This is a genomic window from Pseudoduganella sp. S-14 (assembly GCF_049913285.1).
GTDB lineage: Bacteria > Pseudomonadota > Gammaproteobacteria > Burkholderiales > Burkholderiaceae_D > Rugamonas.
The window spans coordinates 1,373,622-1,398,461 of record NZ_CP183991.1; the positions used below are offsets into that span (position 1 = coordinate 1,373,622).

At 60.8% G+C, this 24,840-nt stretch carries 31 protein-coding genes; 28 read left to right on the forward strand and 3 right to left on the reverse strand.

What is annotated here, in order from left to right; translation table 11 throughout:
• The first annotated feature begins 8 nt into the window (after nt 1-8).
• Complete coding sequence (gene erpA, locus ACN9MZ_RS06390; protein WP_028102302.1) at nt 9-365, forward strand: iron-sulfur cluster insertion protein ErpA; 357 nt, start codon at nt 9-11, stop codon at nt 363-365.
• Between the two features lie 132 nt (nt 366-497).
• Here the strand turns inward: erpA and ACN9MZ_RS06395 are convergent, their stop codons facing one another.
• A complete protein-coding gene (locus tag ACN9MZ_RS06395; RefSeq protein ID WP_426341386.1) occupies nt 498-1,589 on the reverse strand; it encodes an anhydro-N-acetylmuramic acid kinase in 1,092 nt (363 codons plus the stop codon).
• An 82-nt stretch (nt 1,590-1,671) separates the two neighbouring features.
• A complete protein-coding gene (locus tag ACN9MZ_RS06400) occupies nt 1,672-3,054 on the reverse strand; it encodes a M23 family metallopeptidase (RefSeq protein ID WP_426341387.1) in 1,383 nt (460 codons plus the stop codon).
• 156 nt (nt 3,055-3,210) lie between these two features.
• Here ACN9MZ_RS06400 and tyrS point away from each other — a divergent pair, with 156 nt between their 5' ends.
• The 24 genes from tyrS (at nt 3,211) to ACN9MZ_RS06520 (ending at nt 21,361) form a co-directional block, all read left to right on the forward strand.
• On the forward strand, nt 3,211-4,443 hold the full coding sequence (tyrS, locus tag ACN9MZ_RS06405; protein ID WP_426341388.1) for a tyrosine--tRNA ligase: 1,233 nt from the start codon (nt 3,211-3,213) through the stop codon (nt 4,441-4,443).
• Nucleotides 4,440-4,889, forward strand: coding sequence for a D-aminoacyl-tRNA deacylase (gene dtd / locus ACN9MZ_RS06410; protein ID WP_426341389.1), 450 nt, complete (start codon nt 4,440-4,442; stop codon nt 4,887-4,889). Before tyrS ends, dtd begins: the two co-directional genes overlap by 4 nt.
• 149 nt (nt 4,890-5,038) lie before the next feature.
• Nucleotides 5,039-5,653, forward strand: a complete 615-nt coding sequence (locus ACN9MZ_RS06415; RefSeq protein ID WP_426341390.1) for a YbhB/YbcL family Raf kinase inhibitor-like protein — start codon at nt 5,039-5,041, stop codon at nt 5,651-5,653.
• Nucleotides 5,650-6,291, forward strand: a complete 642-nt coding sequence (locus tag ACN9MZ_RS06420) for a histidine phosphatase family protein (protein WP_426341391.1) — start codon at nt 5,650-5,652, stop codon at nt 6,289-6,291. The genes ACN9MZ_RS06415 and ACN9MZ_RS06420 overlap by 4 nt, the downstream gene beginning before the upstream one ends.
• Before the next feature lie 74 nt (nt 6,292-6,365).
• Nucleotides 6,366-7,382, forward strand: a complete 1,017-nt coding sequence (gene dusB, locus ACN9MZ_RS06425; RefSeq protein ID WP_426341392.1) for a tRNA dihydrouridine synthase DusB — start codon at nt 6,366-6,368, stop codon at nt 7,380-7,382.
• 43 nt (nt 7,383-7,425) lie between these two features.
• Complete coding sequence (locus tag ACN9MZ_RS06430; RefSeq protein ID WP_028102293.1) at nt 7,426-7,659, forward strand: helix-turn-helix domain-containing protein; 234 nt, start codon at nt 7,426-7,428, stop codon at nt 7,657-7,659.
• Nucleotides 7,660-7,749: 90 nt separating this feature from the next.
• A complete protein-coding gene (gene purH, locus ACN9MZ_RS06435; RefSeq protein ID WP_426341393.1) occupies nt 7,750-9,324 on the forward strand; it encodes a bifunctional phosphoribosylaminoimidazolecarboxamide formyltransferase/IMP cyclohydrolase in 1,575 nt (524 codons plus the stop codon).
• An 80-nt stretch (nt 9,325-9,404) separates the two neighbouring features.
• Entirely contained in the window at nt 9,405-9,941 is a 537-nt protein-coding gene (ruvC, locus tag ACN9MZ_RS06440) for a crossover junction endodeoxyribonuclease RuvC (RefSeq protein WP_426168851.1), read from the forward strand.
• A 19-nt stretch (nt 9,942-9,960) separates the two neighbouring features.
• Nucleotides 9,961-10,539 carry a Holliday junction branch migration protein RuvA gene (ruvA, locus tag ACN9MZ_RS06445; RefSeq protein WP_426168854.1) on the forward strand — a complete coding sequence of 193 codons (579 nt, stop codon included), beginning with the start codon at nt 9,961-9,963 and terminating at the stop codon, nt 10,537-10,539.
• 1 nt (nt 10,540) lies between these two features.
• Entirely contained in the window at nt 10,541-11,224 is a 684-nt protein-coding gene (locus ACN9MZ_RS06450) for a TfoX/Sxy family DNA transformation protein (RefSeq protein WP_426341394.1), read from the forward strand.
• Nucleotides 11,221-11,754, forward strand: coding sequence for a GNAT family N-acetyltransferase (locus ACN9MZ_RS06455; protein ID WP_426341395.1), 534 nt, complete (start codon nt 11,221-11,223; stop codon nt 11,752-11,754). The genes ACN9MZ_RS06450 and ACN9MZ_RS06455 overlap by 4 nt, the downstream gene beginning before the upstream one ends.
• Before the next feature lie 41 nt (nt 11,755-11,795).
• On the forward strand, nt 11,796-12,293 hold the full coding sequence (locus ACN9MZ_RS06460) for a hypothetical protein (protein ID WP_426341396.1): 498 nt from the start codon (nt 11,796-11,798) through the stop codon (nt 12,291-12,293).
• 309 nt (nt 12,294-12,602) lie between these two features.
• Nucleotides 12,603-12,974 carry a VOC family protein gene (locus tag ACN9MZ_RS06465; protein WP_426341397.1) on the forward strand — a complete coding sequence of 124 codons (372 nt, stop codon included), beginning with the start codon at nt 12,603-12,605 and terminating at the stop codon, nt 12,972-12,974.
• 408 nt (nt 12,975-13,382) lie between these two features.
• Nucleotides 13,383-14,750: a serine hydrolase gene (locus ACN9MZ_RS06470; protein WP_426341398.1), complete on the forward strand. Its 1,368-nt coding sequence runs from the start codon at nt 13,383-13,385 to the stop codon at nt 14,748-14,750.
• Between the two features lie 174 nt (nt 14,751-14,924).
• Nucleotides 14,925-15,287: a helix-hairpin-helix domain-containing protein gene (locus tag ACN9MZ_RS06475; protein ID WP_426341399.1), complete on the forward strand. Its 363-nt coding sequence runs from the start codon at nt 14,925-14,927 to the stop codon at nt 15,285-15,287.
• Between the two features lie 15 nt (nt 15,288-15,302).
• Entirely contained in the window at nt 15,303-15,614 is a 312-nt protein-coding gene (locus tag ACN9MZ_RS06480; RefSeq protein WP_426341400.1) for a hypothetical protein, read from the forward strand.
• 11 nt (nt 15,615-15,625) lie between these two features.
• Complete coding sequence (locus tag ACN9MZ_RS06485) at nt 15,626-16,096, forward strand: hypothetical protein (protein WP_426341401.1); 471 nt, start codon at nt 15,626-15,628, stop codon at nt 16,094-16,096.
• A 298-nt stretch (nt 16,097-16,394) separates the two neighbouring features.
• A complete protein-coding gene (locus ACN9MZ_RS06490; RefSeq protein WP_426341402.1) occupies nt 16,395-17,225 on the forward strand; it encodes a class I SAM-dependent methyltransferase in 831 nt (276 codons plus the stop codon).
• A 16-nt stretch (nt 17,226-17,241) separates the two neighbouring features.
• On the forward strand, nt 17,242-17,685 hold the full coding sequence (locus tag ACN9MZ_RS06495; protein ID WP_426172129.1) for a VOC family protein: 444 nt from the start codon (nt 17,242-17,244) through the stop codon (nt 17,683-17,685).
• A 410-nt stretch (nt 17,686-18,095) separates the two neighbouring features.
• On the forward strand, nt 18,096-19,397 hold the full coding sequence (locus ACN9MZ_RS06500; protein ID WP_426341403.1) for an MFS transporter: 1,302 nt from the start codon (nt 18,096-18,098) through the stop codon (nt 19,395-19,397).
• Nucleotides 19,390-19,665 (forward strand): hypothetical protein, encoded by a 276-nt coding sequence (locus ACN9MZ_RS06505; protein WP_426341404.1) that lies wholly within the window; start codon nt 19,390-19,392, stop codon nt 19,663-19,665. The genes ACN9MZ_RS06500 and ACN9MZ_RS06505 overlap by 8 nt, the downstream gene beginning before the upstream one ends.
• A 95-nt stretch (nt 19,666-19,760) precedes the next feature.
• A complete protein-coding gene (locus ACN9MZ_RS06510; RefSeq protein WP_426341405.1) occupies nt 19,761-20,315 on the forward strand; it encodes a dihydrofolate reductase family protein in 555 nt (184 codons plus the stop codon).
• 4 nt (nt 20,316-20,319) lie between these two features.
• Nucleotides 20,320-20,802 carry a GNAT family N-acetyltransferase gene (locus ACN9MZ_RS06515; protein ID WP_426341406.1) on the forward strand — a complete coding sequence of 161 codons (483 nt, stop codon included), beginning with the start codon at nt 20,320-20,322 and terminating at the stop codon, nt 20,800-20,802.
• A complete protein-coding gene (locus ACN9MZ_RS06520; protein ID WP_426168888.1) occupies nt 20,786-21,361 on the forward strand; it encodes a phospholipid scramblase-related protein in 576 nt (191 codons plus the stop codon). Before ACN9MZ_RS06515 ends, ACN9MZ_RS06520 begins: the two co-directional genes overlap by 17 nt.
• A 3-nt stretch (nt 21,362-21,364) precedes the next feature.
• Here ACN9MZ_RS06520 and ACN9MZ_RS06525 read toward each other — a convergent pair whose 3' ends face one another.
• Complete coding sequence (locus ACN9MZ_RS06525) at nt 21,365-22,528, reverse strand: zinc-dependent alcohol dehydrogenase (protein WP_426341407.1); 1,164 nt, start codon at nt 22,526-22,528, stop codon at nt 21,365-21,367.
• Nucleotides 22,529-22,668: 140 nt separating this feature from the next.
• Here ACN9MZ_RS06525 and ACN9MZ_RS06530 point away from each other — a divergent pair, with 140 nt between their 5' ends.
• From ACN9MZ_RS06530 to ACN9MZ_RS06540, 3 genes are read left to right on the forward strand one after another with little or no spacing between them, the layout of a single operon-like run.
• Nucleotides 22,669-22,959 carry a hypothetical protein gene (locus ACN9MZ_RS06530; RefSeq protein ID WP_426341408.1) on the forward strand — a complete coding sequence of 97 codons (291 nt, stop codon included), beginning with the start codon at nt 22,669-22,671 and terminating at the stop codon, nt 22,957-22,959.
• 57 nt (nt 22,960-23,016) lie between these two features.
• Nucleotides 23,017-24,072 carry a Holliday junction branch migration DNA helicase RuvB gene (gene ruvB / locus ACN9MZ_RS06535; RefSeq protein ID WP_426341409.1) on the forward strand — a complete coding sequence of 352 codons (1,056 nt, stop codon included), beginning with the start codon at nt 23,017-23,019 and terminating at the stop codon, nt 24,070-24,072.
• On the forward strand, nt 24,065-24,829 hold the full coding sequence (locus ACN9MZ_RS06540) for a glutaminyl-peptide cyclotransferase (protein ID WP_426341410.1): 765 nt from the start codon (nt 24,065-24,067) through the stop codon (nt 24,827-24,829). Before ruvB ends, ACN9MZ_RS06540 begins: the two co-directional genes overlap by 8 nt.
• Nucleotides 24,830-24,840: the final 11 nt, after the last annotated feature.

The window sequence follows — 24,840 nt, forward strand, 5'->3', positions numbered from 1 at the left end:
AGTAACACATGACTGCAGTAGCCGAAGACGTGATCCCGGCGCCGATCGTTTTCACCGACGCCGCGGCCGAGAAAGTAGCGCAACTGATCGAAGAGGAAGGCAATCCTGACCTGAAGCTGCGCGTATTCGTGCAGGGTGGCGGTTGCTCCGGCTTCCAATACGGTTTCACCTTTGACGAAATCGTCAACGAAGACGACACCACCATGGTGAAGAACGGCGTCCAGCTGTTGATCGACTCGATGAGCTACCAGTACCTGGTCGGCGCCGAGATCGACTACAAGGACGACCTGGAAGGCGCGCAATTCGTGATCAAGAACCCATCCGCAACATCGACCTGCGGTTGCGGCTCCTCCTTCTCCGTCTAAGCAATCCACCACGGCTCAGCCCGTGTCCCACCATGGGGTCACACCCGAAATGAGACACGCTCTCTGCTGTTGAATTGTCGAGCCCGTGTCTCAAATGGGGTGTGACCCCATGGTGGGACACGGGCTCGTCTGTTAACGCGGGTGGAGGGCGCCGAGAATGCGTTCGCCGCGGGCACCGGTGACCGATGGCAGGTTGCCGCATTGGCGCTCGTCGAAGCGGTGGGCCAGCCAGGCGAAGACCATCGCTTCTACACGGTTGGGTGGCACGCCCAGCGCATCGGTTGACTGTACTTCGGTCGCTTCCCCTAACTCTGCTTGCAGTTCGCGCATCAGCGTGGCGTTGTAGGCGCCGCCGCCGCAAACGTAGAGCGCATCCGCGCCGTGCGTGGCGATTTCGCGTGCCAGGCTGACTGCAGTCAGGCGCAGCAGGGTGAACATCACGTCTTCCGGCTTGCCATCGGCGAAGGGCGCCAAGCGGGTGTCCAGCCAGTCGGCGTGGAACAGGTCGCGGCCGGTGCTTTTCGGCGCGGGCAGGGCGAAGTAGGGCTCGGCCAGCAGCGCGGCCAGCAGGCCGGGTATTTCCTTGCCGGTGGCGGCCCAGGCGCCGTTGTCGTCGAATTCCACGCCTTTGTGGCGCGCGATCCAGGCATTCATCAGCACGTTGCCGGGACCAGTGTCATAGCCGCCAACCGTACCGTCCTTATGCAGCAGGGAGATGTTGGCAATGCCGCCGATATTGGCCAGCACGCGCATCTTGCCTTCCTTGCCGAACAGCGCTTTATGGCCGGCAGGCACCAGCGGCGCACCCTGGCCGCCAGCGGCGACATCGCGCGAGCGGAAGTCGGCTATCACGTCGATGTCGCTCAGCTCGGCCAGCAGAGCGGCGTTAATGATCTGGCGCGTGAAGCCGAGTTCGGGGCGGTGGCGGATGGTTTGCCCGTGTGCACCCACGGCGCGCACGTCAGCCGATTTCATTTCAGCCTTGGCCAGCAGTTCGGCCACGCAATCCGCATAGAGTTCTGCCAGCTTGTTCGCGGCCAGCGCTTCGCGCTCGATCTCGTTAGGAGAGGCGGCTTGCAGCGCCATCAGCTCGTCGCGCAGCGATTGCGGGAACTCCACGTACGCCGCGGACATGGTGCGCGCAGCACCGGCCCAAAAGTCCACCAGGACGCCATCTACACCGTCCAGGCTGGTACCCGACATCATTCCGATATATAAGCTCATGGTCCTATTGTAGTTCGGAGGCAGTTGAGTCAAATAAAAAAAAGGCGCACTTTTGTGCGCCTTTTATTCCTTTGCCGCCGGATTACTTGGCGGCCAGGGTGTTGGTCTTGTCGTTCGAACGGAGCAGGGCGAAGCGGTGGATCATGTCGCCGGCCACCGATTTGAAGCGCGCCAGTTCGGCGGTTGTCAGCGGGGCTTGCGCGGTGATGTTCAGCTTGTTCGGGTCCTTGGCTTCGCCTGCTACGCGGAATTCGTAGTGCAGGTGGGCGCCGGTCGACCAGCCGGTGGTGCCGACGTAGCCGATGATGTCGCCCTGGTTGACCTTGGCACCCTTTTTCATGCCGGCGCCGAAGCGGCTCATGTGCGCGTAGGCGGTGGAGTAGTTGGCCCAGTGCTTGATCACGACCACGTTGCCGTAGCCGCCTTGCACGCCGGCGAAGTCGATCACGCCGTCACCTGCTGCGCGGATCGGGGTGCCGGTTGCCGCGGCGAAGTCGGTGCCTTTGTGCTGCTTCCAGTTGCCGGAGATCGGGTGCGAGCGCATGCCGAAACCGGAGGAAATACGCGAGAACTCCAGCGGCGATTTCAGGAAGGCTTTCTTCAGCGATTTGCCGTCGAAGCTGAAGTAGCCGCCGCCCGATTTGGTCAGCGGGTCTTCAAACCACACGCTTTGGTAGGTGGTGCCCTTGTTGGTGAATTCGCCGGCCAGGATGCGGCCTGCGCGCACGAACTCGCCGTCCTGCCAGAAGGTTTCGTACACCACGTTGAAACGGTCACCGCGCTTCAGGTCGGAACGGAAGTCGATGTTGGTGGAGAACATTTCAATGATCTGCGCGACGACGGTGTCGGGCAAGCTGCTGCCGTCGGAACTCGAATCGGTCGCGGCATACAGGGAAGTGGTGATTTCGCGCGCGCGCATTTCAACGCGGCGTTCCAGTTTCGCGGCGGTCTCTTCAGCCGTGAACTCTGCGTCGCCCGAACGGGTGACCATAATATTCTTGACGGGATTGTCTTTGCCGTCCACAACGGTGGCCTTCAGCCACAGCAGGTTGCCGTTTTCGTCGGTCTGCGCCTGCACGCGCTTGCCGCTGCGCAGCTGCATGATGGCGCGCGCGGTCTTGTCTTTCTTGATGAAGGTTTCTGCAGCGTCGTCTTCCACGCCCAGGCGATTGAGCAGCGTCGCGAGCGTGTCGCCGGCGCGGATCTTTTCTTCGTGGACGTAAGTCTGGGTAGCTTCTTGCTTCTGCAGGGCGGTAATCTGCGAGCTCAGGTCCGGCAGCTGGATTTCCTGGGCAACGGTCTTCACGGGCAGGTCGCTTGGATCGGGGGCGAGCGGAGCCACGCCAGCAGCACCAAAAGCGCATACGGCCAGGAAGATCGCCGATGCGCTGATGATCCGCGCCTTACGCGTCGAACCTAGCAGATTGTGCAAGCCGGAGCTTGTGAACTTGTTTATAGGGTTCATGCAATCAGTTAAAATTTGCCGCTTGAACTTTCAGGATTCTTGGTATTTTGTTCTAAGTTGTTGATTTAATTCGTTTTCATCGGGCAAGATTGATGGGATCGGGCATTATAACAAAGTCCTGGGCCGCGCCAACAATTTGAGAGAATTTCGCAAAAAATGGATACAGACAACAAAATCCTGCCGCTGACCGATAGCGTCCAGGAAGCCCTCGCCATCACCAAGCGTGGTGTGGACGAGCTCATCATCGAAAGCGAATTCGCTCAAAAGCTGGCGCGCTCGGAAAAGACGGGCGTGCCGCTGCGCATCAAGCTGGGCCTGGACCCGACCGCGCCTGACTTGCACCTGGGCCACACCGTGGTGCTGAACAAGATGCGTCAGCTGCAGAACCTGGGCCACCAGGTGATCTTCCTGATCGGCGACTTCACTTCGATGATTGGCGACCCTTCCGGCCGCAACGTCACCCGTCCGCCGCTGACCCGCGAGCAGATCGAACTGAATGCACAGACTTATTTCAAGCAGGCATCGCTGGTGCTGGATGCGGCCAAGACCGAAATCCGCTACAACTCGGAGTGGTGCGATCCGCTGGGCGCGCGCGGCATGATCCAATTGTCCTCGCGCTACACCGTGGCGCGCATGATGGAGCGCGACGACTTTTCCAAGCGCTTCAAGAACGGCACCCCGATTTCGGTGCATGAGTTCCTGTACCCGCTGATGCAGGGTTACGACTCGGTAGCGCTGAAGGCCGACCTGGAGCTGGGCGGCACCGACCAGAAGTTCAACCTGCTGGTTGGCCGCGAGCTGCAGAAGGATTACGGCCAGGAGCAGCAGTGCATCCTGACCATGCCGCTGCTGGAAGGCCTGGATGGCGTCGAGAAGATGTCCAAGTCCAAGAACAACTATATTGGTATTACCGAGCCGGCCAACACCATGTTCGCCAAGGTGATGTCGATTTCGGACGTGATGATGTGGCGTTATTACGACCTGCTGTCGTGGAAGTCGATCGAGGAAATCGCTGGCCTGAAGAAGGCGATCGAGGGCGGCGCCAATCCGCGCGATGCCAAGGTGGCGCTGGCGCAGGAGATCGTGGAGCGCTTCCACTCGCGCCAGGCGGCGGAGGATGCGCTGGTCGACTTCGTCAATCGCTCCAAGGGCGGCATTCCGGATGATGTGCAGGAAGTTGCCGTGGCCGGCGCGCCGGTTGGCATTGGCCAATTGCTGAAGCAGACCGGCTTGTGCGCTTCGACCGGCGAAGGCCTGCGCATGATCGATCAGGGCGGCGTGCGTATCGACGGTACGGTGATCAGCGATAAGGCGCTGAAAATTGAGGCAGGTACCTTCGTGCTGCAGGTCGGCAAGCGCAAATTTGCTAAAGTGACCTTGTCGGCATGATCGGGCTGTTGCAGCGGGTTTCGTCTGCCAAGGTTGTTGTCGATGGCGAGACTACCGGCGCCATCGATGGCGGGCTGATGGTTCTGGTGTGTGCGGAGAAGGGCGATACGGAGAGGGAGGCGGACCAGTTGCTGGCCAAGCTTTTGTCGTATCGCGTATTTTCTGACGATGCCGGCAAAATGAACAAGTCGGTGACCGATGTCGCGGGCGGCTTGCTGCTGGTGCCGCAGTTTACGCTGGCGGCGGATACCAACTCCGGCACCCGGCCTTCGTTCAGCCCGGCGGCTGCACCGGCGGACGGGAAGCGGCTGTTTGAGTATTTTGTGGAGCAGGCACGTTCCAGGCACGCGGTCGTTGGCACGGGTGTGTTTGGGGCGGATATGAAGGTGTCGCTGACTAATGACGGGCCGGTGACATTCTGGTTGCAGGTGAATCCTAAAACATAAAACCGGTAAACCGGGGTCAGACCCAAGGGTCTGACCCCGTCTGTGCCGCTGCCGGGGGTGTTGGTTCTGGGCCTTTGATCTTCGACAAAAGTTAAAAGCCTTAGACCTGCCCCTGGTTTACCGGGTTAAAAGCAAGCTGGGAGATAAAGATGAAAATCTGGAGCGATTCCTTCAAGGATGGCGCCGCCATCCCCGGCGATTTTGCTTTCGCAGTGCGCGACAAGGCGACGAAAGTGCGCCTGTCGTCCAACAAAAACCCCCATTTGGCCTGGTCCGACGTCCCTCCAGGCACCGAATCCCTGGTCCTGCTTTGCATCGACGGCGACGCCCCCACTGATGGCACCTACGTCAACCTGGAGGGCCATACGCTGCCCGCATTGATGCCGCGCGCCGATTTCTACCACTGGTCCCTGATCGACATCCCACCCAAGCGAAGCAGCATCGCCGCCGGCGAATTCTCGAAAGAAGTCACGCCCAAGGGCAAGCCGGCCGACCTGCCAGCGCCCCTGCGCCACGGCGTCAACGACTACACCGGCTGGTTCGCCAGCGACAAGGACATGGCCGGCGACTATTACGGGTACGACGGCCCATGCCCTCCATGGAACGACGAGCGCACCCACCATTATGTTTTCCGCCTGTACGCGCTGGACACTCCGCGCCTGGAGCTGGAAGGCCGCTTCACCTGCCAGGACGTGCTGAACGCAATCCACGGCCATATCCTCGACGAGGCGCAGGTAATCGGCAGCTACTCGCTATTTGAATGACAAGAATCCTGCTGATCCGCCACGGCGAAACCGCGTGGAACGCCGTGCGCCGCCTGCAAGGCCACATCGACATCCCCCTCAGTCCTACCGGCGAACGCCAGGCTGAAGCCCTGGCGCGTGCGCTGGCAGCCGAGCCGCTGGAGGCCATCATTTCCAGCGACCTGGGGCGCGCCCTGCAAACTGCGCAAGCGGTGGCTGAACACCATCCCCACCTGCCGCTGCGCAGCGACCCCGGCCTTCGGGAACGCGGATACGGCGTCTTCGAAGGCCTCTTATATACAGAGATCGCCGAACGCTACCCCGTGGAGTTCGCGGAATGGCAGGCGAGGGACGTGGATGCCGTGATGCCGGCCGGGGACCGCGTGGCGGAAAGTTTCCGCCAGTTCTTCCAGCGTTGCCAGGACGGCATCGCGCGCTGGGCCGAACGCTATCCGCAACAATCCATCCTGATCGTCGCCCACGGCGGCGTGCTGGAATGCGCCTACCGCGCCGCCCGGGGCCTGTCGATCGACGGCCCGCGCGATTTCCAGGTCAAGAACGCCAGCATCAATCGATTTACCTTTGATAAAGGGGTGTTATCGCTTGAGCAATGGGGCGCGGTTGCACACCTGTCCACCAGCCTGGACGACATTGTTTAAAAAAGTGATTAGTTTTTGGGCAGCGCATCGGTTAAAATAGCCCCCTTTCCCGCACTGTCTTACGGATTTGTTAAGTGAATATCGGACCTCACGAGCTCCGCAACAATGTCTTTGTCGCGCCCATGGCTGGCGTGACGGACCGCCCGTTCCGCCAATTGTGCAAGGAACTGGGAGCGGGCTACGCGGTGTCCGAGATGGCCGCTTCCAACCCGCGCCTGTGGGCCAGTGAGAAGTCTTCGCGCCGTACCGACCACACCGGCGAAATGGAACCGAAGGCGGTGCAGATCGCCGGCGCGGTGCCGGAAGAACTGGCCGACTGCGCCAGGTTCAACGTCGACCGCGGCGCCCAGATCATCGACATCAATATGGGCTGCCCGGTGAAAAAGGTGTGCAACAACTGGTGCGGTTCCGCCCTGTTGCAGCACGAAGACCTGGTCCAGCGCATCCTGGAAGCGGTGGTGCCCGCGGTGAACGTGCCGGTCACCCTGAAATTTCGCACCGGCTGGAACCGCGAGAACAAGAACGCCCTGCGCATCGCCCGCATCGCCGAGCAAGCCGGCATCCAGATGCTGACGCTGCATGGCCGCACCCGCGCCGACGGCTACACCGGCGACGCCGAATACGACACCATTGCCGCCGTCAAGGCCGCAGTCAACATCCCGGTGGTCGCCAATGGCGACATCACCACCCCTGAAAAAGCGCGTTATGTGCTCGACAAGACCGGCGCCGACGCCGTGATGGTCGGCCGCGCCGCCCAGGGGCGCCCATGGATCTTCCGCGAAATCGACCATTTCCTGCGCACCGGCGAACACCTGCCGGCGCCGCTGGTGGCCGAGGTGCGCAAGTTGATGGACGAACACCTGCAGGCCCACTACGCCTTCTACGGCGAATTCCTGGGCGTGCGCACCGCGCGCAAGCATATTGGCTGGTACGTGCGCGACCTCCCGGGCGGGGAGGAGTTCCGTCAGGAGATGAACCGCCTCGAGTCGACCGCAGAACAACTGCGCGCAGTCGACAGTTTCTTCGAATCCCAATGGAAGTACGGCGAGCGGTTACAATACCGCCTCGCCGAAGAACCGCTGGCTGCGTGAACCGCGCCTGCATTGGCAAATATTAAGCAAGATCGATAAGAAAATGAGCAAAGAAAGCATTCAGGAAGTAGTCCAGAAAAGCCTGGAAGACTACTTCAATGACCTGGGCGAGCAGCAGGCATCGAACGTGTACGACATGGTAGTGATGACCGTTGAACGTCCGATCCTTGAAGTGGTGATGGGCCGCGCCGACGGCAACCAGTCGCACGCAGCCCAGATGCTGGGTATTAACCGCAATACTTTGCGCAAGAAATTACAGGAACACGGCCTGCTGTAAGGCTGATTCCGCGTCCCGGTTCCTTTTGGCCGCGACGGGCCGTGGGGCCGGATGGTTTGTACCGATTTCCGTAACCTTCCCCCCACAGCTATGATCAAACAAGCTCTCATCTCCGTATCCGACAAGACCGGCGTGCTGGATTTCGCCAAGGCCCTGTCGGCCATGGGCGTCAACATCCTGTCCACCGGCGGTACCGCGAAACTGCTGGCCGATAACGGCGTGCCGGTCACCGAAGTGGCCGACTACACCGGCTTCCCGGAAATGCTGGATGGCCGCGTGAAGACGCTGCACCCGAAAGTCCACGGCGGCATCCTGGCCCGCCGCGACTTCCCAGAGCACGTCGCCAAGCTGGAAGAGCACAGCATCCCGACCATCGACATGGTGGTGGTGAACCTGTACCCGTTCCAGGCGACCGTGGCCAAGGCCGAGTGCTCGCTGGAAGACGCGATCGAGAACATCGACATCGGCGGCCCGGCCATGCTGCGCTCCGCCGCCAAGAACCACAAGGACGTGGTGGTGATCTGCGATCCGGCCGACTACGGCGTGGTGCTGGCGGAAATGAAGGGCACCGACAACGCCCCTGGCTACGTGCCGTACGAAACCCGCTTCAACCTGGCCAAGAAAGTCTACGCGCACACTGCGCAGTACGACGGCGCCATCACCAACTACTTCTCCAGCCTGGGCCCGGACCGCAAGCATGAGACTCGTTCCGCCTACCCGGCAACCCTGAACGTGGCCTTCGAAAAAGTGCAGGACATGCGCTACGGCGAGAATCCGCACCAGTCGGCTGCCTTCTACCGTGACCAGGCTCCGGTAGCCGGCGCGCTGGCCAATTACCGCCAGCTGCAAGGCAAGGAACTGTCCTTCAACAATATCGCCGACGCTGACGCAGCGTGGGAGTGCGTGAAATCCATGGGCGCCACCGCCTGCGTGATCATCAAGCATGCCAACCCATGCGGCGTCGCCCTGGGCGCGACCGCGCTGGAAGCCTACCAGCGCGCGCTGAAGACCGACCCGACCTCCGCATTCGGCGGCATCATCGCCTTCAACGTGGAAGTGGACGGCGCTGCGGCTACCGAACTGGCCAAGCTGTTCGTGGAAGTTCTGATCGCTCCTTCCTTCACTGCGGAAGCGCGCCAGATCATGTCGGCCAAGCAGAATGTGCGCCTGCTGGAAATCCCGCTGGGCGAAGGCGTGAATGCGATGGACTTCAAGCGCGTGGGCGGCGGTCTGCTGGTGCAGTCGGCGGACTCCAAGAACGTGCTGCCGTCCGAGGTGCGCGTAGTGAGCAAGCTGCAGCCTACCCAGCAGCAGCTGGCGGACCTGATGTTCGCATGGCGCGTGGCCAAGTACGTGAAGTCGAATGCCATCGTCTTCTGCGGCAACAACATGACCCTGGGCGTGGGCGCGGGCCAGATGTCCCGTATCGATTCCGCGCGCATTGCATCGATCAAGGCGCAGAATGCCGGCCTGTCGCTGCAGGGTTCCGCAGTGGCGTCCGACGCATTCTTCCCGTTCCGCGACGGCCTGGATGTGGTGGTTGACGCGGGCGCGACCTGCGTGATCCACCCAGGCGGCTCGATGCGCGACCAGGAAGTGATCGACGCCGCCGACGAGCGCGGTGTGGTGATGCTGTACACCGGCACCCGACATTTCCGTCACTGATCTGCGGTAAAGCCGGTAGGCCGGGGTCTGACCCGCAGGGTCTGGCACCGGTCTACCGGTTTCTGCCGTAAAATCCGGGAATGATTATTCTCGGCATCGACCCCGGCTTGCGCACCACTGGCTTTGGCGTCATCCAAAAAGTGGGCAACAAGCTGCGCTACATCGCCTCCGGCACCATCAAGAGCGGCGAGGGCGACCTGCCGCAGCGGCTGAAAGTCATCCTCGACGGGGTAGCGGAAATCGCCGCCACCTACAAACCCGATTGCGCCGCAATCGAAAAAGTCTTCGTCAACGTGAACCCGCAATCGACGCTGCTCCTGGGCCAAGCCCGCGGCGCCGCGATCTGCGCCCTGGTGACACACGAACTCAAAGTCGCCGAATACTCACCAACGCAGCTCAAGCAAGCCGTCGTCGGCACCGGCCGCGCCACCAAGGCGCAGGTGCAGGACATGGTCGCCCGCCTGCTGGCTCTGCCCGGCTTGCCCGGCACCGACGCCGCCGACGCCCTCGGCATCGCCATCTGCCACGCCAACAGCCAGGCCACACTGGCCGTCGTCACCAACGCCCATCCCGCCCTGTCCGGACTGCGCATGAAGCGTGGCCGCCTGGTGGGCTAACCGCATTCAAAGGAACACCATGATCGGACGTCTCACCGGCATCCTGCTTGAAAAGAATCCCCCGCAACTGCTGGTAGACGTACAAGGCGTCGGCTATGAAGTCGACGTTCCGATGTCCACCTTCTACAACCTGCCCGGCGTAGGCGAAAAGGTCAGCCTGTTCACCCACTTGACGATCCGCGAAGACGCGCACCTGCTGTTCGGCTTTGGCAATGCCGAAGAACGCGCCGTGTTCCGCCAGTTGATCAAGATCAGCGGCATCGGCGCCCGCACCGCGCTATCGATCCTTTCCGGCCTGTCGATCGCCGACCTGGCGCAAGCCGTCACGCTGCAGGAGGCCGGCCGCCTGGTGAAGATCCCCGGCATCGGCAAGAAAACCGCCGAACGCCTGCTGCTGGAGCTGAAGGGCAAGCTGGGCGCCGATATCGGCGCTGCCGGCGCGCACCCGGTTCACGATTCTCAAGCCGACATCCTGAACGCGCTGCTGGCGCTGGGCTACTCCGACAAGGAAGCCTTGCAGGCGCTGAAGACCGTACCTGCCGGTTCTTCGGTCTCCGACGGCATCAAGCAGGCACTGAAGGCTTTGTCGAAGGGCTGAGATGATTTCCAGGCGCCTTGCCGAAATCGTTGCGGCACTGCCGCTGCGTACCGGAATGCGAGTCCTTGAAATCGGCTGCGGCCCCGGCGTGGCTGCGCGCGCTGTTCTGCCGCGTATCGGGACCGGCCATGTCCTTGCCATCGACAGGTCGGGCAATGCTATTGCCAAGGCTGTCGCGGCGTCTTCCCAGCAGTTGGCGACTGGCCGGCTGGAGTTTCGCCTGGCCGCTGTCGAGGACTTTGAGCTCAGCAAGGGCGAGCGGCGCTACGACCTCGCCTTTGCGGTGAGGGTTGGCGCGCTCGATGGCCGCCATCCCGAACAGGGAAGGGCGGCACTAGCCCGAATTCGCAAGGCGCTGATGCCCGGCGGGCGCCTCTTCATTGATGGCGGCGACCCGCTCAAGGAAATAGAACTCGGCGACGAATCGATCGCAGGTCTCAAGGGCCTTGGACCGAAGTCGCAGGAAATGCTCGCGCGAGCCGGCATTACGTCCGTCGATGAACTGCGCCAGCTTGGGGCGATTGCCGCATACGCCAGAGCCCGTGCGTCCAACCCTGGCGCAAGCCTCAACTTGCTGTGGGCATTGGAGGCCGCACTGACTGGCCAGGCATGGCAAAAAGTGGCTCGGCAAGATCGCACCAGTCTATTGCTTGCGTTGGAAGCATATGAGAGCGAGGTCTCATGAGAATTGAGAAGATCCACAAGCAGCCAACAAGTTGGCTTGATCGCGAAGAGAACACCTTTACTTCCAGTGAGGTCTTCGACATTTTCCTGGTCGATGGCGATATCAGGCTTGGCCCCCGGACCGTAGAACCGTTCACCAAACGCTATGAGGCGGACGATGAATGCGATGATGAGGTTGAAGCCTACGGAGTATTTGTGAATGGAGTGATGGCCGGGAAGATCGAGCTGGCATCGACATGGAACGAGCTTGCGTCAATCGAACACGTTGTCGTTTCCCGCGAGTTTCGCCAACGCGGTATTGCAACTGCGCTGATTAAGTTCGCCAAATCGTGGGCTCAGGACAAACAGCTAAAGGGCCTGCGGCTGGAAACCCAAACCAACAACGTCCCCGCCTGCAAACTCTATTTGCGGAATGGCTTCGAGGTGGGTGGTTTCGACCGATTCGTTTATCGCACCCAGGAGCAAGTCGCCAGCGAGACCGCACTCTATTTCTATTGGTTTTCCGAGCCGCGGAAGCCGGAGTTGCAATAAAGATAGTATGCTTCGGCTTTCCGAAATCAAATGAACGCCGCATGAAATCGACTTTCCGCAAGACCCTCGTCGCCTTGTTGTGGTGTGCACCAATGCTCGCAAGTGCGGGCTCCAAGACGTTGTCGGTTGCCTTCTTTGATTACTCGAACGGGATCGGAAAAACATCGTTCAAGGCATTGCGCGCGAGTGGATACGAACACCAATGTTGGCATGAGAGCTTTGTAGAAATCGAAGGCATTGACACTGCTTACATAGAGAAGCCACCGGCGAACCTTCAAAGGGACTTGCTGCTCCGCGCGGTACGCGGCGATGCAACTGCCGCAGAACAATTTCGCCAGCAGCTAAACAACGCAAGGCTTAATGGCACCTATGCGTTTGTTCCTGATCCGTCAGGACGTTACGCCACCGTCTACGGCCTCGGCTACCAATCGATCGCTGTTACGTCATCGGCCTCGGTTCGTGTTCCAGAAGACGGCAAGCCGATCGCGAACAGCACTTTTTCCAAGCGACTGTGTGAAGCCGGTAAGGCGATGGACTGAACCGGTCGTTGATCTTGCAAGATGATGTTGACTTTACGTTGAGAGTGAAATGCTGCGTCTTTCCTTCATCGTTTTCTTGACCCTTATCGCAGTAGGCGTGCATGCCGAAGGAGAACAGCATTGCCACCCCGGTTGAGGACGAGGGTATAGATCTGCGTTGTGCGAACGTCTTTCACGTCAGGCGGCATCAGCTGCATGGCGGCTCAATTAAGTTCACGATCTCTACGCTGCGCTTCAGCTAGCTTGGGACAATGGTTAAGGTTATTATGTTCTTATCGCTTCCGCAGCTTTCACTGAAGAGGTAGCGCGATGGCATCTGTTCGATATATCGTTAACGACATTGACACGTCTGTTGATTTCTATCGCGATCGTCTTGGTTTTTCTGTCGCGATGCATAACCCGGGAAAGTTCGCTGCGTTAACGCTGGAGGATTTGCATCTCTTCCTCAACGCACCAGGTGCCGGTAGTGCGGGCAAGGCCGGGGGAGATCCCAAGCCTGGCGGCTGGAGCCGCTTCATGATCGTGACAAAGGATCTCGACGGAATGATCGAGAGATTGCGTAAAGCGGGCGCGACCTTCCGTGGTCAAATAGCAGAGGCAGGGGCGGGCCGACAAATCCTGCTCGAAGATCCTTCTGGGAATGTCATCGAGTTGTTCGAATACGCAGATCGCCAAAGCTGAGTAGCGAACACTTTTTCGGTGCGCGAGCTCTGCGGGCGCCCGCCCGACAATTCGTTCAACCGGACGCCCGGGTACGCAATTCATCTGTCCCGCGCGCGGCGGTGGACGGTCGCTGGTTAGCTGATCGTTCGAAACTTCATCAACGTCCAGTGAGACTGCCCAGCGACGAATGCTGTCGTTCTTCCACACAGCATTCGCAAGCATCGCTCGCGCTCCTAGAATGAGCGGCGTGCGTAATTAGCGGTCCCCGGGCTTGGTGATGTGCCCGCGCGGCAGGGTTTTCCAGGGCGCGACGCTTGCGCTCGATCGATACGATGGTACTTGTCGCCGGAAAGCGTGGTGGAATTTGGTGAGCCTTTTCTGATACTTGGTAAGTTAATATATGCCGAATTTTTCAGGAGCTAATTGATGTCCTTACGCCCAATCGTTGCTGCAGTGCTGTTGCTGCAGGCCTCCTTCACACACGCTAACAATACTTCCCTGGAGGGGCTGCTGGATGCCAAGTTGGCGCCCATGTTCAAGTCCGGCGCCCCCGGCGCCGCCGTGATTGTGATGCGAGATGGCGAGACGGTCTTCCGGAAAGCATATGGCTTGGCCGACATCGACAAAAAAGTCCCGCTGCAGGCGGATATGCAGTTGCGACTGGGCTCGATCACCAAGCAGTTCACCGCAGTGGCAATCCTGATGTTGGCAGAGCAAGGCAGACTTTCTCTGCAGGATGACATTACTCGGTTCGTGCCGGATTATCCGACCAAGGGCAAGTCCATCACCATACATCAGCTGCTGCAGCACAAGTCCGGTATCCACAATTACACGGACATGCGTTCGTTCTGGTCGGTGGCGCGCAAGGACATGAACGTCGCGCAAATGATCGACTTCTTCAAGGATGAACCGCTGGACTACGCACCTGGCGAACGCTGGGCCTACAGCAACTCTGGCTACTTCCTGCTTGGCGCAGTTATCGAGAAAGCCTCCGGCATGCGCTATGCCGATTTTATTGCGCGGAACATCTTTGAGCCGTTAGGTATGGCGGATACGGCCTACGAAGGTTCGGAGCGCAGCGCGAAGCGCCGCATTCCAGGCTATCGCGGCGGCTTTTTCTCGGGCTATAGCCTGGCCGATCAAATCAGCATGTCGCTGCCCTACGCGGCTGGTGCGCTGGTCTCCACCGTTGACGATCTGGCGCGTTGGGATGCCGCCATTAGCGCTGGCAAGCTGCTGACAGCGGAAAGCTGGAAGCAGGCTTTCACGCCATGCACCCTGCCTGATGGGGCAGCATGCAACTATGGTTTCGGCTGGACCATTGGCAAGCTGCGCGGGCACGAGGAAATTGCACACGGCGGCGACATCCCTGGCTTTAATGGCTACGTCATTCGCCTGCCGGCCGATAAGGTTTATGTGGCTGTGTTGAGCAATGGCGAACGCACTTTGCTCAATTCCGAAGTGGTGGCGCAGCATGCTGCAGCCATTGCCATTGGCGATCCATTCCCTGAGCGCAAAGTCATCGCTCTGGCGCCGGAGGCGCTGGACGCCTTCGTCGGCACTTACAAGTTGGCCGATAACAGCACGCGTACGGTGCGCCGCAAAGGGGCAATCCTGACCTGGCAGCGCGAAGGCCGTCCTGCGACCGACCTGAAGCCATATGCATCGACCAGCTTTTTCATGGAGGGAACGATGAATAGCGTTGAGTTCCGGCGCGACGCCGGCGGCAAAGTTACCAGCCTATTGATGCAGCAGACCGTTGGCGACCAGGTGGCCGAGCGCATCGCGGATTAAGCGAGCAGCCCGCGCCGGCGCCAGCTATATGGTCGGCGCACGGCGACAGTGGAGGCGGTTTTCGGCAAGCGGCGGGCCGTCAGTTGCCTCTATCAACCAACACAGCTGTCGAAAATCCTGGGACGCACAGACTATTGCCTCTGAAGCGGTTTTTATACAGCATCGTTAGCTACCATGAATCCTCAAAAGGTCGTTCGGGAAAAGGTCCGGCATTTCACGGATCTTCCAAATATCGGTCCAGCCGCGGCACGTGACTTCGAACTGCTTGGCTTTAGTGATCCTACCCAATTGATTGGCGCTGACCCACTCGATCTGTACGAGTCCCTGTGTGTTGTCACGGGCTCACGTCATGATCCATGCGTCCTGGACGTTTTCATGTCTGTGACTGATTTCTTGGGCGGGGCGGCGCCGCAACCTTGGTGGCACTTTACCGATCTGCGCAAGCGCAAATACGGTGACTTGGCACCGGCCGCAGCCCGTCAGCCGATGGCGGCAAACAATTCATTCAAGCCCAAGCTGTCTCGCGGCCCGGCTTAATTCAGGCGTTATCGCATGCGCAACGTCGATGATCACGAGGTCACGAAACCCGAGGAAGTTACACATTTCGTTTCTGGCGCACTTCTCGGTGTGGTGATTGCTGTCGCGATCACCTACAATTTCGACAATCCGTCCCTGATGTGGAAAGTAGGTGTTGCCGTCGCTTCTATCCTTTGGTTGCGGTCTCCACCCATTGATCGATATTGGCAGGCGATCTTCGGCCGAGTCGGATTCGGTAAAATCAGGTCTAACCTTTCAAATAACCGGATGGCGTTCGCGCTACGCAGCCCAGCCGCCGGTTACCACACACGTTGGACACCCGTTTAAAAGGATGCAGCATGCGGAGTTTTATTGATATGTTTCGCAAGGCACTCATCGGTGCCGCGTTGCTGCTGCCGATGGATCCTTCCTTCGCATGCAAACCGCGGTTCTACAAGGTGTCGGACTATCTTGCAGGCAGTACAGCGCATTCCGTAGTTTTCTCTGGCATCGTCACGAAGGTTGATGGCCTAAAAGAATCGAACGGCACGACACTTTACGATATTGTCTTCAAGCCGGTTCGGTGGGTCGTCGGGCAGCCTGTCTCGATGGTTACCGTCCGAGGAGTGGGTGGGAGCATGTTAGGGACAGATTGTGAGGGGCAGTTCGACTTCCTCGCTAATGTCGGCGACGAGTGTCTCATTTTTGGCAATTTATATGAGGGAAAGGTGATTCCCGATGTCTTTGTAAGCAGACGGGCCACCAATGGCAAATTTCCGGGTGAACTGGTAGAAGAGCTCAAGCGTAACGGCATCGAAATTGAGCCATGACATCCAACTGCTTTTTCCAGCCGTGCTTCGCACTTCGATGTGCGGCTGAACGCGACGTTACCTGCTGAAAAACCGATTCATCTCCTCATTTTGCAAAGGCTCCCGCTGAATGCTCAGTATTTTCGGGCTCGAACGGGAAAGTTCTGGCAGAGATCAGAGAGGAGGCTTCCATTTGATGCCTCACTTTTTGCGGTAGCTGACATCGGGGTGACGCTGTGCCGCGATCAGCCATAATGAACGTGTGAATAATGTCGGCAAGGACATTGCCAAGGGCGCTCTTTATTGGAGGGAGAATGTCATGCTCAATCGAGTCAACGACGCAATCCAGTCGCACTACGCCCGTTCCGATCTTGGGAACGCCATCCTTGCGGCGCTGGAAAAGGCCGGTAAGGACCTGAATCACCTCACACCCGAGGAGTTGGCGCCGGTAGACGAGTTCCATATCCGCGGCAGGACAGCGACGCTCGAACTTGCGAGGGCGGCCTCGTTGGATGCGTCGAAGCGGGTGCTGGATGTCGGCAGCGGTATCGGCGGCACCTCTCGATGCCTGGCAAAGGAGTTTGGCTGCCGCGTCACTGGCATCGACCTGACCGAGGAATACTGCAATGCTGCGGCGCTGCTCAGCGCCAAGGTCGGTCTTGCGGATCTTGTCGACTTCCGCCAGGGCGACGCAACCCATCTGCCGTTCGATGACGCGTCGTTCGACGTCGTATGGACCGAACACGTGGCGATGAATATCCCGGACAAAGCCCTTCTGTACCGGGAAATGCACCGGGTTCTCAAGCCGGGTGGCATCCTCGCGATCTATGACATTCTCGCTGGCCCGTCCGGTCCTGTTCTCTTTCCGGTTCCGTGGGCGCGCACACCCGATACCAGCTTCCTGGTGCCACCTGATGAACTGCGCCGGCTGTTGGAGGCCGCAGGATTCAAGGTGACCCATTGGTCGGACACGACCGATGCCGCGCGCACCTGGTTCGTGGCGCTTGCCGAGAAAATACGTCTTGAAGGGCTGCCGGCAGTTGGCTTCCATATCCTCCTCGGACCTGATTTTCCGGCCATGGCCCAGAATCAGCGACGAAACCTTGAGGAAGGGCGGATTGTTCTCGCTCAAATCATCGCAAGCAAATGAAAACCATGGAGGCATCGTGACAGTCAAGCGCATGGACAATGTTGGTATTGTGGTGGAGGACCTGGACGCCGCCATTGCATTTTTCGCCGAGCTTGGCCTCGAACTTGAGGGGCGTGCGCCAGTGCAGGGCGATTGGGCTGATGGCGTCACAGGCTTGCACGGCATGCGTGTCGAGATTGCGATGTTGCGTACGCCGGACGGCCATAGCCGGCTCGAGTTGTCCCGCTTCCTGGCGCCGGCGGTGGTTGCCGATCACCGTGCCGCGCCGGTGAATGCCCTTGGCTACCTGCGCGTGATGTTTGCTGTGGATGACATTGACGATACGCTGGAGCGGCTTGGCCGGCTGGGGGCGACGGTCGTTGGAGAAGTGGTCCAATACGAAAACGTGTACCGGCTCTGCTACATTCGCGGACCGGAAGGAATCCTCATTGGACTGGCCCAGGAGCTTGGGCAGGGGTGAGGCCGGAGCGGGCGGACTGCGTGCTAGGGTTTGCCAAAAAATTAACCAACGCCCACATGTCCCGCGAAGGAGTATCCGATGAAGATATCAGGGTCTCCAACCTGGGCCCACTGCCAAGCATTGCAAGGTCCATGGTCGGGGCGGAGCGCCGGATCAAGCCGAGCGAGCCGGATTACGTTCCCGAGGCGATAGCGCAGTCGCTCAAGGTTCTAGTTGCGAAATAGCCGAAGGGGAGAAGATTGCTGAAGCTCTTAGCTATTGTTCCGGCGCGCTGGTTTCCGAGCGCCTTGGCGCGAAGTCGGCCTGCGATGATGCTGATTTGATTAATCCAGGAAAAGTGGTTCGATAATGGCGCCGTGCTCTATACTCGCCACGATTTTATAATTCGCGCGGCGTATGGAACACCTGAAATGACCAACATCACTGCTACCCAAGTCCCTCCACGAATCCTTCGAAGGCAAAGCCTGGCGCTGGTGCTGCTGGTGGCGAGCGGGGTCATCAATTACCTGGACCGCGCTACCCTGGCGGTGGCCAACGAGTATATCCGCGCGGACCTCGGCCTGTCGCTGGGCGAAATGGGTTTGCTGCTGTCGGCATTCTCGTGGAGCTACGCCTTATGCCAGCTTCCGGTCGGTGCGCTGGTCGACAAGATCGGTCCTCGCTGGCTGCTTGGGCTCGGGCTGGTGCTGTGGTCGGTGGCCCAGGCAGCCGGCGGGCTGGCATCGACTTTTGGCTACTTCGTGCTTGCGCGCATTGCGCTCGGGGTAGGGGAGGCGCCGCAATTTCCTTCTGCTGCACGCGTGGTAAGCAATTGGTTCCCGCTGCGCTCGCGCGGAACGCCGACGGGTATCTACAATTCTGCCTCGCCGTTGGGCGTCGCCCTGGCGCCGCTGTTGCTGCCGCCACTGATCGCGGCGACCAGCTGGCATTGGGCGTTTTACGTCACCGGCGCGCTTGGTCTGCTGGCTGCAATCGTCTGGGTGAGCGTCTATCGCGATCCTGTGCGCGAAGAGTTGAGCGCGGAGGAGCGCGCCTACCTGGAGGACGGTGAGGCCAGCGAAGCCGCACCCAAAACCAGCTTTGCCGCCTGGCTGGCGCTGTTCCGCCATCGCGTGACGTGGGGCATGATGTTCGGCTTTTTCGGCTCGGTATACCTGAACTGGGTGTACCTGACCTGGCTGCCCGGGTACCTGCGCACCGAGCGCCATATGGACCTGGCGCATGCGGGCTTCGCATCGGCAATACCTTTCCTGTGCGGTTTTGCCGGCGCCCTGATCGCTGGTTGGGCTTCCGACCGCATCGTGCGTTTTGCAAGCACCCCGATTTCGGGGCGCCGCAATGCGGTGGTGCTGGCGACGCTGGGCATGGTGGCATTCACGATTCCTGCAGCGCTGGTGGAGAGCAATGTCCTGGCGGTGGCGTGCATTTCCATTGTGATCTTCCTTGCCAACGCATCTTCGGCCTGCGCCTGGTCGCTCGCCACGGTGGCGGCCCCTCGCAGCCACATCGCTTCGCTCGGCGCGATCCAGAATTTCGGCGGCTTCCTCGGCGGTGCGCTGGCACCGGTGCTTACCGGGTATATCGCGCAGCAATGGTCTTTTGTACCGGCGCTGCTGGCCGGAGCTGCAATTGCCTTCCTTGGCGCCATGTCCTACCTGTTCATGGTCGTGCGCCCCATTCCGGAAAACGACGGAGACAGTATTCATGCGTAAGGCTGCTTTCGCTCTGGGTGGGGCGCTGATTGGAATGGTCGCGGTGTCGTGCTGGATTGGCGGCGTCATCGGCTGGCAACAAAGCGGGCAATGGCCGGCGTGGCTGGCGGTGCCGCTCGGCGTGGGCATGGGACCGGTCTATCTGGCGGCCGACCTGATGACCCTCGCAGATGGCTGGGCGCAGGACATGATCGCTTTGCCGCAATCGCTCCTTGGCGGCCTGGCCGGCGCAATCCTGGGCTTGGCGGCGGCCCGCATTCGCCGCTGAGGGGGCGGCGAGCAATTTTTTGAGAGAATTCGATGCGCTGCGGGCGCGTACAATCTTGCACCCATTCCCGCAAACGCGGCAGCGCTGCACTCAAAATGAAGACTCAATTTTTTACCGCGACAAGCCTTGATGGCTTTATCGCTACCGAAGACGATTCGCTGGACTGGCTGTTCCCGCTTGGCGATATCAACGACAGCAGCTATCCCGAGTTCATCGCCCGGGTTGGCGCCATCGCGATGGGCTCGTCCACCTACGAGTGGATGGTGCGCAATGCCGCAACGGTGGCGGCGGAAACGGGGGCGCCTTGGCCCTATACGCAGCCGACATGGATCTTTTCGTCGCGCACCTTGCCGTCGATTCCCGGCGCCGACCTGCGCTTCGTGAAGGGCGACGTACGCGCGGTGCACGCCGCCATGCGCGAGGCGGCGGGCGACAAGAATATCTGGATCGTGGGCGGTGGCGACTTGGCGGGACAATTCCACGATGCCGGACTGCTGGACGAACTGATCGTCCAGGTGGGCTCGGTCACGCTGGGACACGGCAAGCCGCTGTTCCCGCGGCGACTGACCAACCCGCCGCTGCTGCTGCAGTCGGCGCGGCAGATCGGTCCGGGCATGGCCGAACTGCGCTACCTGGTTCCGGGGCGCTGAGCGCATGCTGATCCGGCCTTATCAAGCTGCAGACTGGCAAGGCATCTGCGCGGTGCACGATGCCGCGCGCAAGTTCGAACTCCATTCCAGTGGCCTGGCAGATGCTTTCCTGACGCTGGAGCAAACCGGCGCGGCAGAGGGCCTGTTCGAGGCGACGCTCTCGGTGGCGGAAGTCGCCGGTGAAGTTGTAGGCTTTGCCGGCTTCACGGAAGATGAAGTCACCTGGCTGTACGTCGATCCTGCCCGCCACCGGCAAGGAATCGGCCGTGCGCTGCTCGACGCAGTACTGCGCGAGTCGGGCAGGGCTTTGTCGCTGGATGTACTGGTTGGTAACACGGCCGCCCTGGCCTTGTATCAAAGCGCTGGCTTCAAGATCGTTGACACGATCAGCGGCAAGCTGGCGGGCAACGAGCAGTTCGCCGCGACTGCACATGTACTTCATAACTCAAACTCACTACTGGGGAAATCAATTGCTGGACAGGACTAACTACTTCGTCAAAGAGCACGTCGGCGTGCTCAAACTTTCGGACGCTTACGACATCATCGACCCCGACACCCAGCAGAACCTGGGCGTGGCACAGGAAAAACTGAGCTTCCTGGTCCATGCGCTGCGCCTGGTGATCGACAAGCGCATCCTGCCGACCAAGGTGGAAATTTCCGAGCAGGCCAACGGCCCTGCGCTGCTCACCATCAAGCGTGGCGTGACCTTCCTGCGTTCCCGCATCGAGATCCTGGACCGTTCGGGCCAGGCGATCGGCTATTTCAAGTCGAAGCTGTTCAGCCTGGGCGGCGGCTTCTTTGTCTACGACATGCGCGACCAGCTGATCGCCGAAGTGAAAGGCGACTGGAAGGGCTGGAACTTCAAGTTCCTCGACGCCAAGGGCAACGAGAAAGGCACCGTCAGCAAGAAGTGGGCTGGCATCGGCAAGGAATTGTTCACCAGCGCCGACAACTACATGATTTCGATCGCGGAGGACTTCAAGGCCAATTCCGGCCTGCTGCTGGCCGCCGGCCTGGCGATCGACATCGTCTACAAGGAACGTTAAGCGCTAGCCCGGCCGCAGGATCACCTTGCGGCATTCCTCTTCCTTCTTGTCGAAGATGCGATAGCCGTCCGCCGCCTGTTCAAGCGGCAGGCGGTGCGTGATGATGGCTTCGGGGTTCAGCCTGCCTTGGCCGATCAATTCCAGCAGTTCCGGCATGAAGCGCTGCACGTGGGTCTGGCCCATCTTGAAACTGATGCCCTTGTCGAAGGCGTCGCCAAACAGGAAGCCGTGGATAAAGCCCGAATACACGCCCGGCACGCTGACCGTGCCGCCGCGCCTTACGGCAGCTATGCACTGGCGTAGCGCGGCGCCGCTGCTGCCTTCCAGCTTGATGGCTGTCAGGGCCGTTTCCAGCGCGCTGCCCTTGGCTTCAAAACCGATGGCGTCGATCACCGCGTCCACCCCGCGCGCGGCGGTGTTGTGGACAATGTATTCGGCGGCGTCCTTCTCATCGAAGTTGACCGGGATCACTGCATAGGCCTGGCGCGCAAAGTCGAGCCGGTAGGCATTGTGGTCAACCATGAAAATCCTTTCCACGCCCAGCATGCGGGCACACGCTGCCGCCATCAGGCCCACCGGGCCGGCGCCGTAGATCGCCAGGCTGTCGCCCGGTCCGACGTTGGCATTCAACACGGCCTGGTAGCCGGTCGGCAGGATATCGCTGAGGAACAGCACTTTCTCGTCTTCCAGCGCATCGGGAATGCGCAGCGGCCCGACGTTGGCCTTCGGCACGCGCACGTATTCGGCTTGCCCGCCCGGCATGCCGCCATACAGGTGGGTGTAGCCGAACATGGCAGCGCCAGGGCGCAAGCCTTTCCTGTTCATGATCGCGCCGCGGTCGGGATTGGTGGTCTCGCAGGCGGAAAACAGCTGGCGCTGGCAAAAAAAGCAGTCGCCGCAGGCGATCACGAAGGGCACCACTACCCGGTCGCCTTTTGCCAGGGCAGTGACGCCGGGGCCGGCCTCTTCGACGATGCCCATGAATTCGTGGCCGAGGATATCGCCTTCCTGCATGGCCGGCACCTTGCCGCGGTAGAGGTGGAGGTCGGAGCCGCAAATTGCAGTGGCGGTAATGCGCAGAATGATGTCGTCGGGTTCCTGCAGGATGGGATCAGGCACCGTGTCCACCTGGACATCATGTGCGGAGTGGTAGGTGAGTGCGCGCATGACAAGCTCCTTGTGTCTGTATTGCGCCAGTATCGACGCCACAGCCGGCGCGACTAGCGGCGTGCGTCCCGTGCTGCTGTAGGCGCAAGCCTTCATGGCCGGGCGTGCTAGACTCTGGCGAACTTTCGAGGAGATTTCTCATGACTATTCGTCAACTTTTGCCGGTGCCGCTGGGCGGCTTGCTGTTGGCGGCGGCGTCTGCGGCCTGGAGCCAGCAGGCCGCGCCGGGGCAGGACAAGCCGGAAGCCCGGCAGCCGGCCAGGGCAACAGTGAAAGGCGAACCTTCCACCGCTGCGCGCAAGGCCACCGGGTTGCAGGAGCCAAAGAAGGATGGCCAGCCTGACCGCCGTGAGAAGGCGATGCAGATTTCAGGCAGCCTGCAGAAGAAAACCAACGAAACGGCAAGCGCGGCCGCTTCCAACATGAAGTGAGCCGCGGGCTGCCCGGCCTTGATAGAATCATGCCTTGAACCTGTTTTTCGAGCTGGCATGAGCATTCAAACCGACAATTTCACCGAGCAGCGCATCATCGATGCGGCGCCATCTTCGCCCAACGAGGAGGCCATCGAGCGCGCCTTGCGTCCCAAGCATCTCGATGAATATGTCGGGCAGTCCAAGATCCGCGACCAGCTCGAAATCTTCATTTCGGCCGCCCGCAAGCGCAGCGAGGCGCTGGACCATACCTTGCTGTTCGGCCCCCCGGGCCTGGGCAAGACCACGCTGGCCAATATCATCGCGCGCGAAATGGGCGTCAACCTGCGCCAGACATCCGGCCCGGTGCTGGAGCGCCCGGGCGACCTGGCGGCGATCCTGACCAACCTGGAGGCGAACGACGTCCTGTTCATCGACGAGATCCATCGCCTGTCGCCGGTGGTCGAAGAAATCCTGTACCCGGCGCTGGAGGACTACCAGATCGACATCATGATCGGCGAAGGCCCGGCGGCGCGCAGCGTCAAGCTGGACCTGCAGCCTTTCACCCTGGTCGGCGCCACCACCCGCGCCGGCATGCTGACCAACCCGCTGCGCGACCGTTTCGGCATCGTGGCGCGGCTGGAGTTCTACAGCACCGATGAACTGGCGAAAATCGTTGCCCGCAGTGCGGCGCTGCTGAAGGCGCATATCGACGAAGGCGGCGCGGTGGAAATTGCGCGCCGCGCGCGCGGCACGCCGCGTATCGCCAACCGCCTGCTGCGCCGCGTGCGCGACTACGCGGAAGTGAAGGGCAACGGCGACATCACGCGCGAGCAGGCCGATGCGGCGCTGCGCATGCTCGACGTCGACCACGTGGGCTTTGACGTGATGGACCGCAAGCTGCTGGAAGCGGTGCTGTACAAATTCGGCGGTGGCCCGGTCGGCATCGGCAACCTGGCGGCTGCCATCGGCGAGGCCGCGGATACTATCGAGGACGTTTTGGAACCATACCTGATCCAGCAAGGTTTCCTGCAACGCACGCCGCGCGGGCGCGTCGCCACGGCGCTGGCCTACCAGCATTTCGGCGTGACCCCGCCGCGCAGCAACGCCAGCGGAGACCTGTGGGATGCTTAAGCTGGCAGCGCTGGGCGCGGCGGCGTTGGCCGCGCAGATCGCATCGGCTGCCGTGCCGGTGCAGGGCTACGCGATCAAGGCAACCTACCCGCACGATCCGCAGGCCTTCACGCAGGGCCTGTTCTTCAAGGACGGCTTCCTGTGGGAGAGTACCGGCCAGTACGGCGCGTCCTCCGTGCGCAAGGTGGAACTGGCCACCGGCAAGGTGCTGCAAAAGCGCGACCTGCCGGAGAAGGTGTTCGGCGAAGGCATTGCGCCGCATGGCGACAGCATTGTCGGCATCACCTGGATGAACCAGGCCGGCTACGTGATGGAGCAGGGCAGCCTGGCCATCAAGGGCACCTTCAATTACCTGGGCGAAGGCTGGGGCATCACCAGCGATGGCGAGCGCCTCTACATGAGCGACGGCACGCCGGAAATCCGCGTGCTGGACCCGAAAACCTTTGGCGAGCAGCGCCGCATCAAGGTCACGGCCGACGGCCAGCCGCTGGCGCAGATCAATGAGCTGGAGTGGGTCGATGGTCAGATCTATGCCAATGTCTGGCAGACCGACCGCATCGCCCGCATCGACCCGTTCAGCGGCCATGTGCTGGGCTGGATCGACCTGTCCGGGCTGGCCGCTACCGCCAGGGCGGGCAGCGATGCCGACAATGTCCTGAACGGCATCGCCTACGACGCCAAGTCGCACCGCCTGTTTGTGACCGGCAAGCGCTGGCCGAAACTGTTCGAAATCGTGCTGCGGCCACTAAAAAAATAGTAACTGTCGGT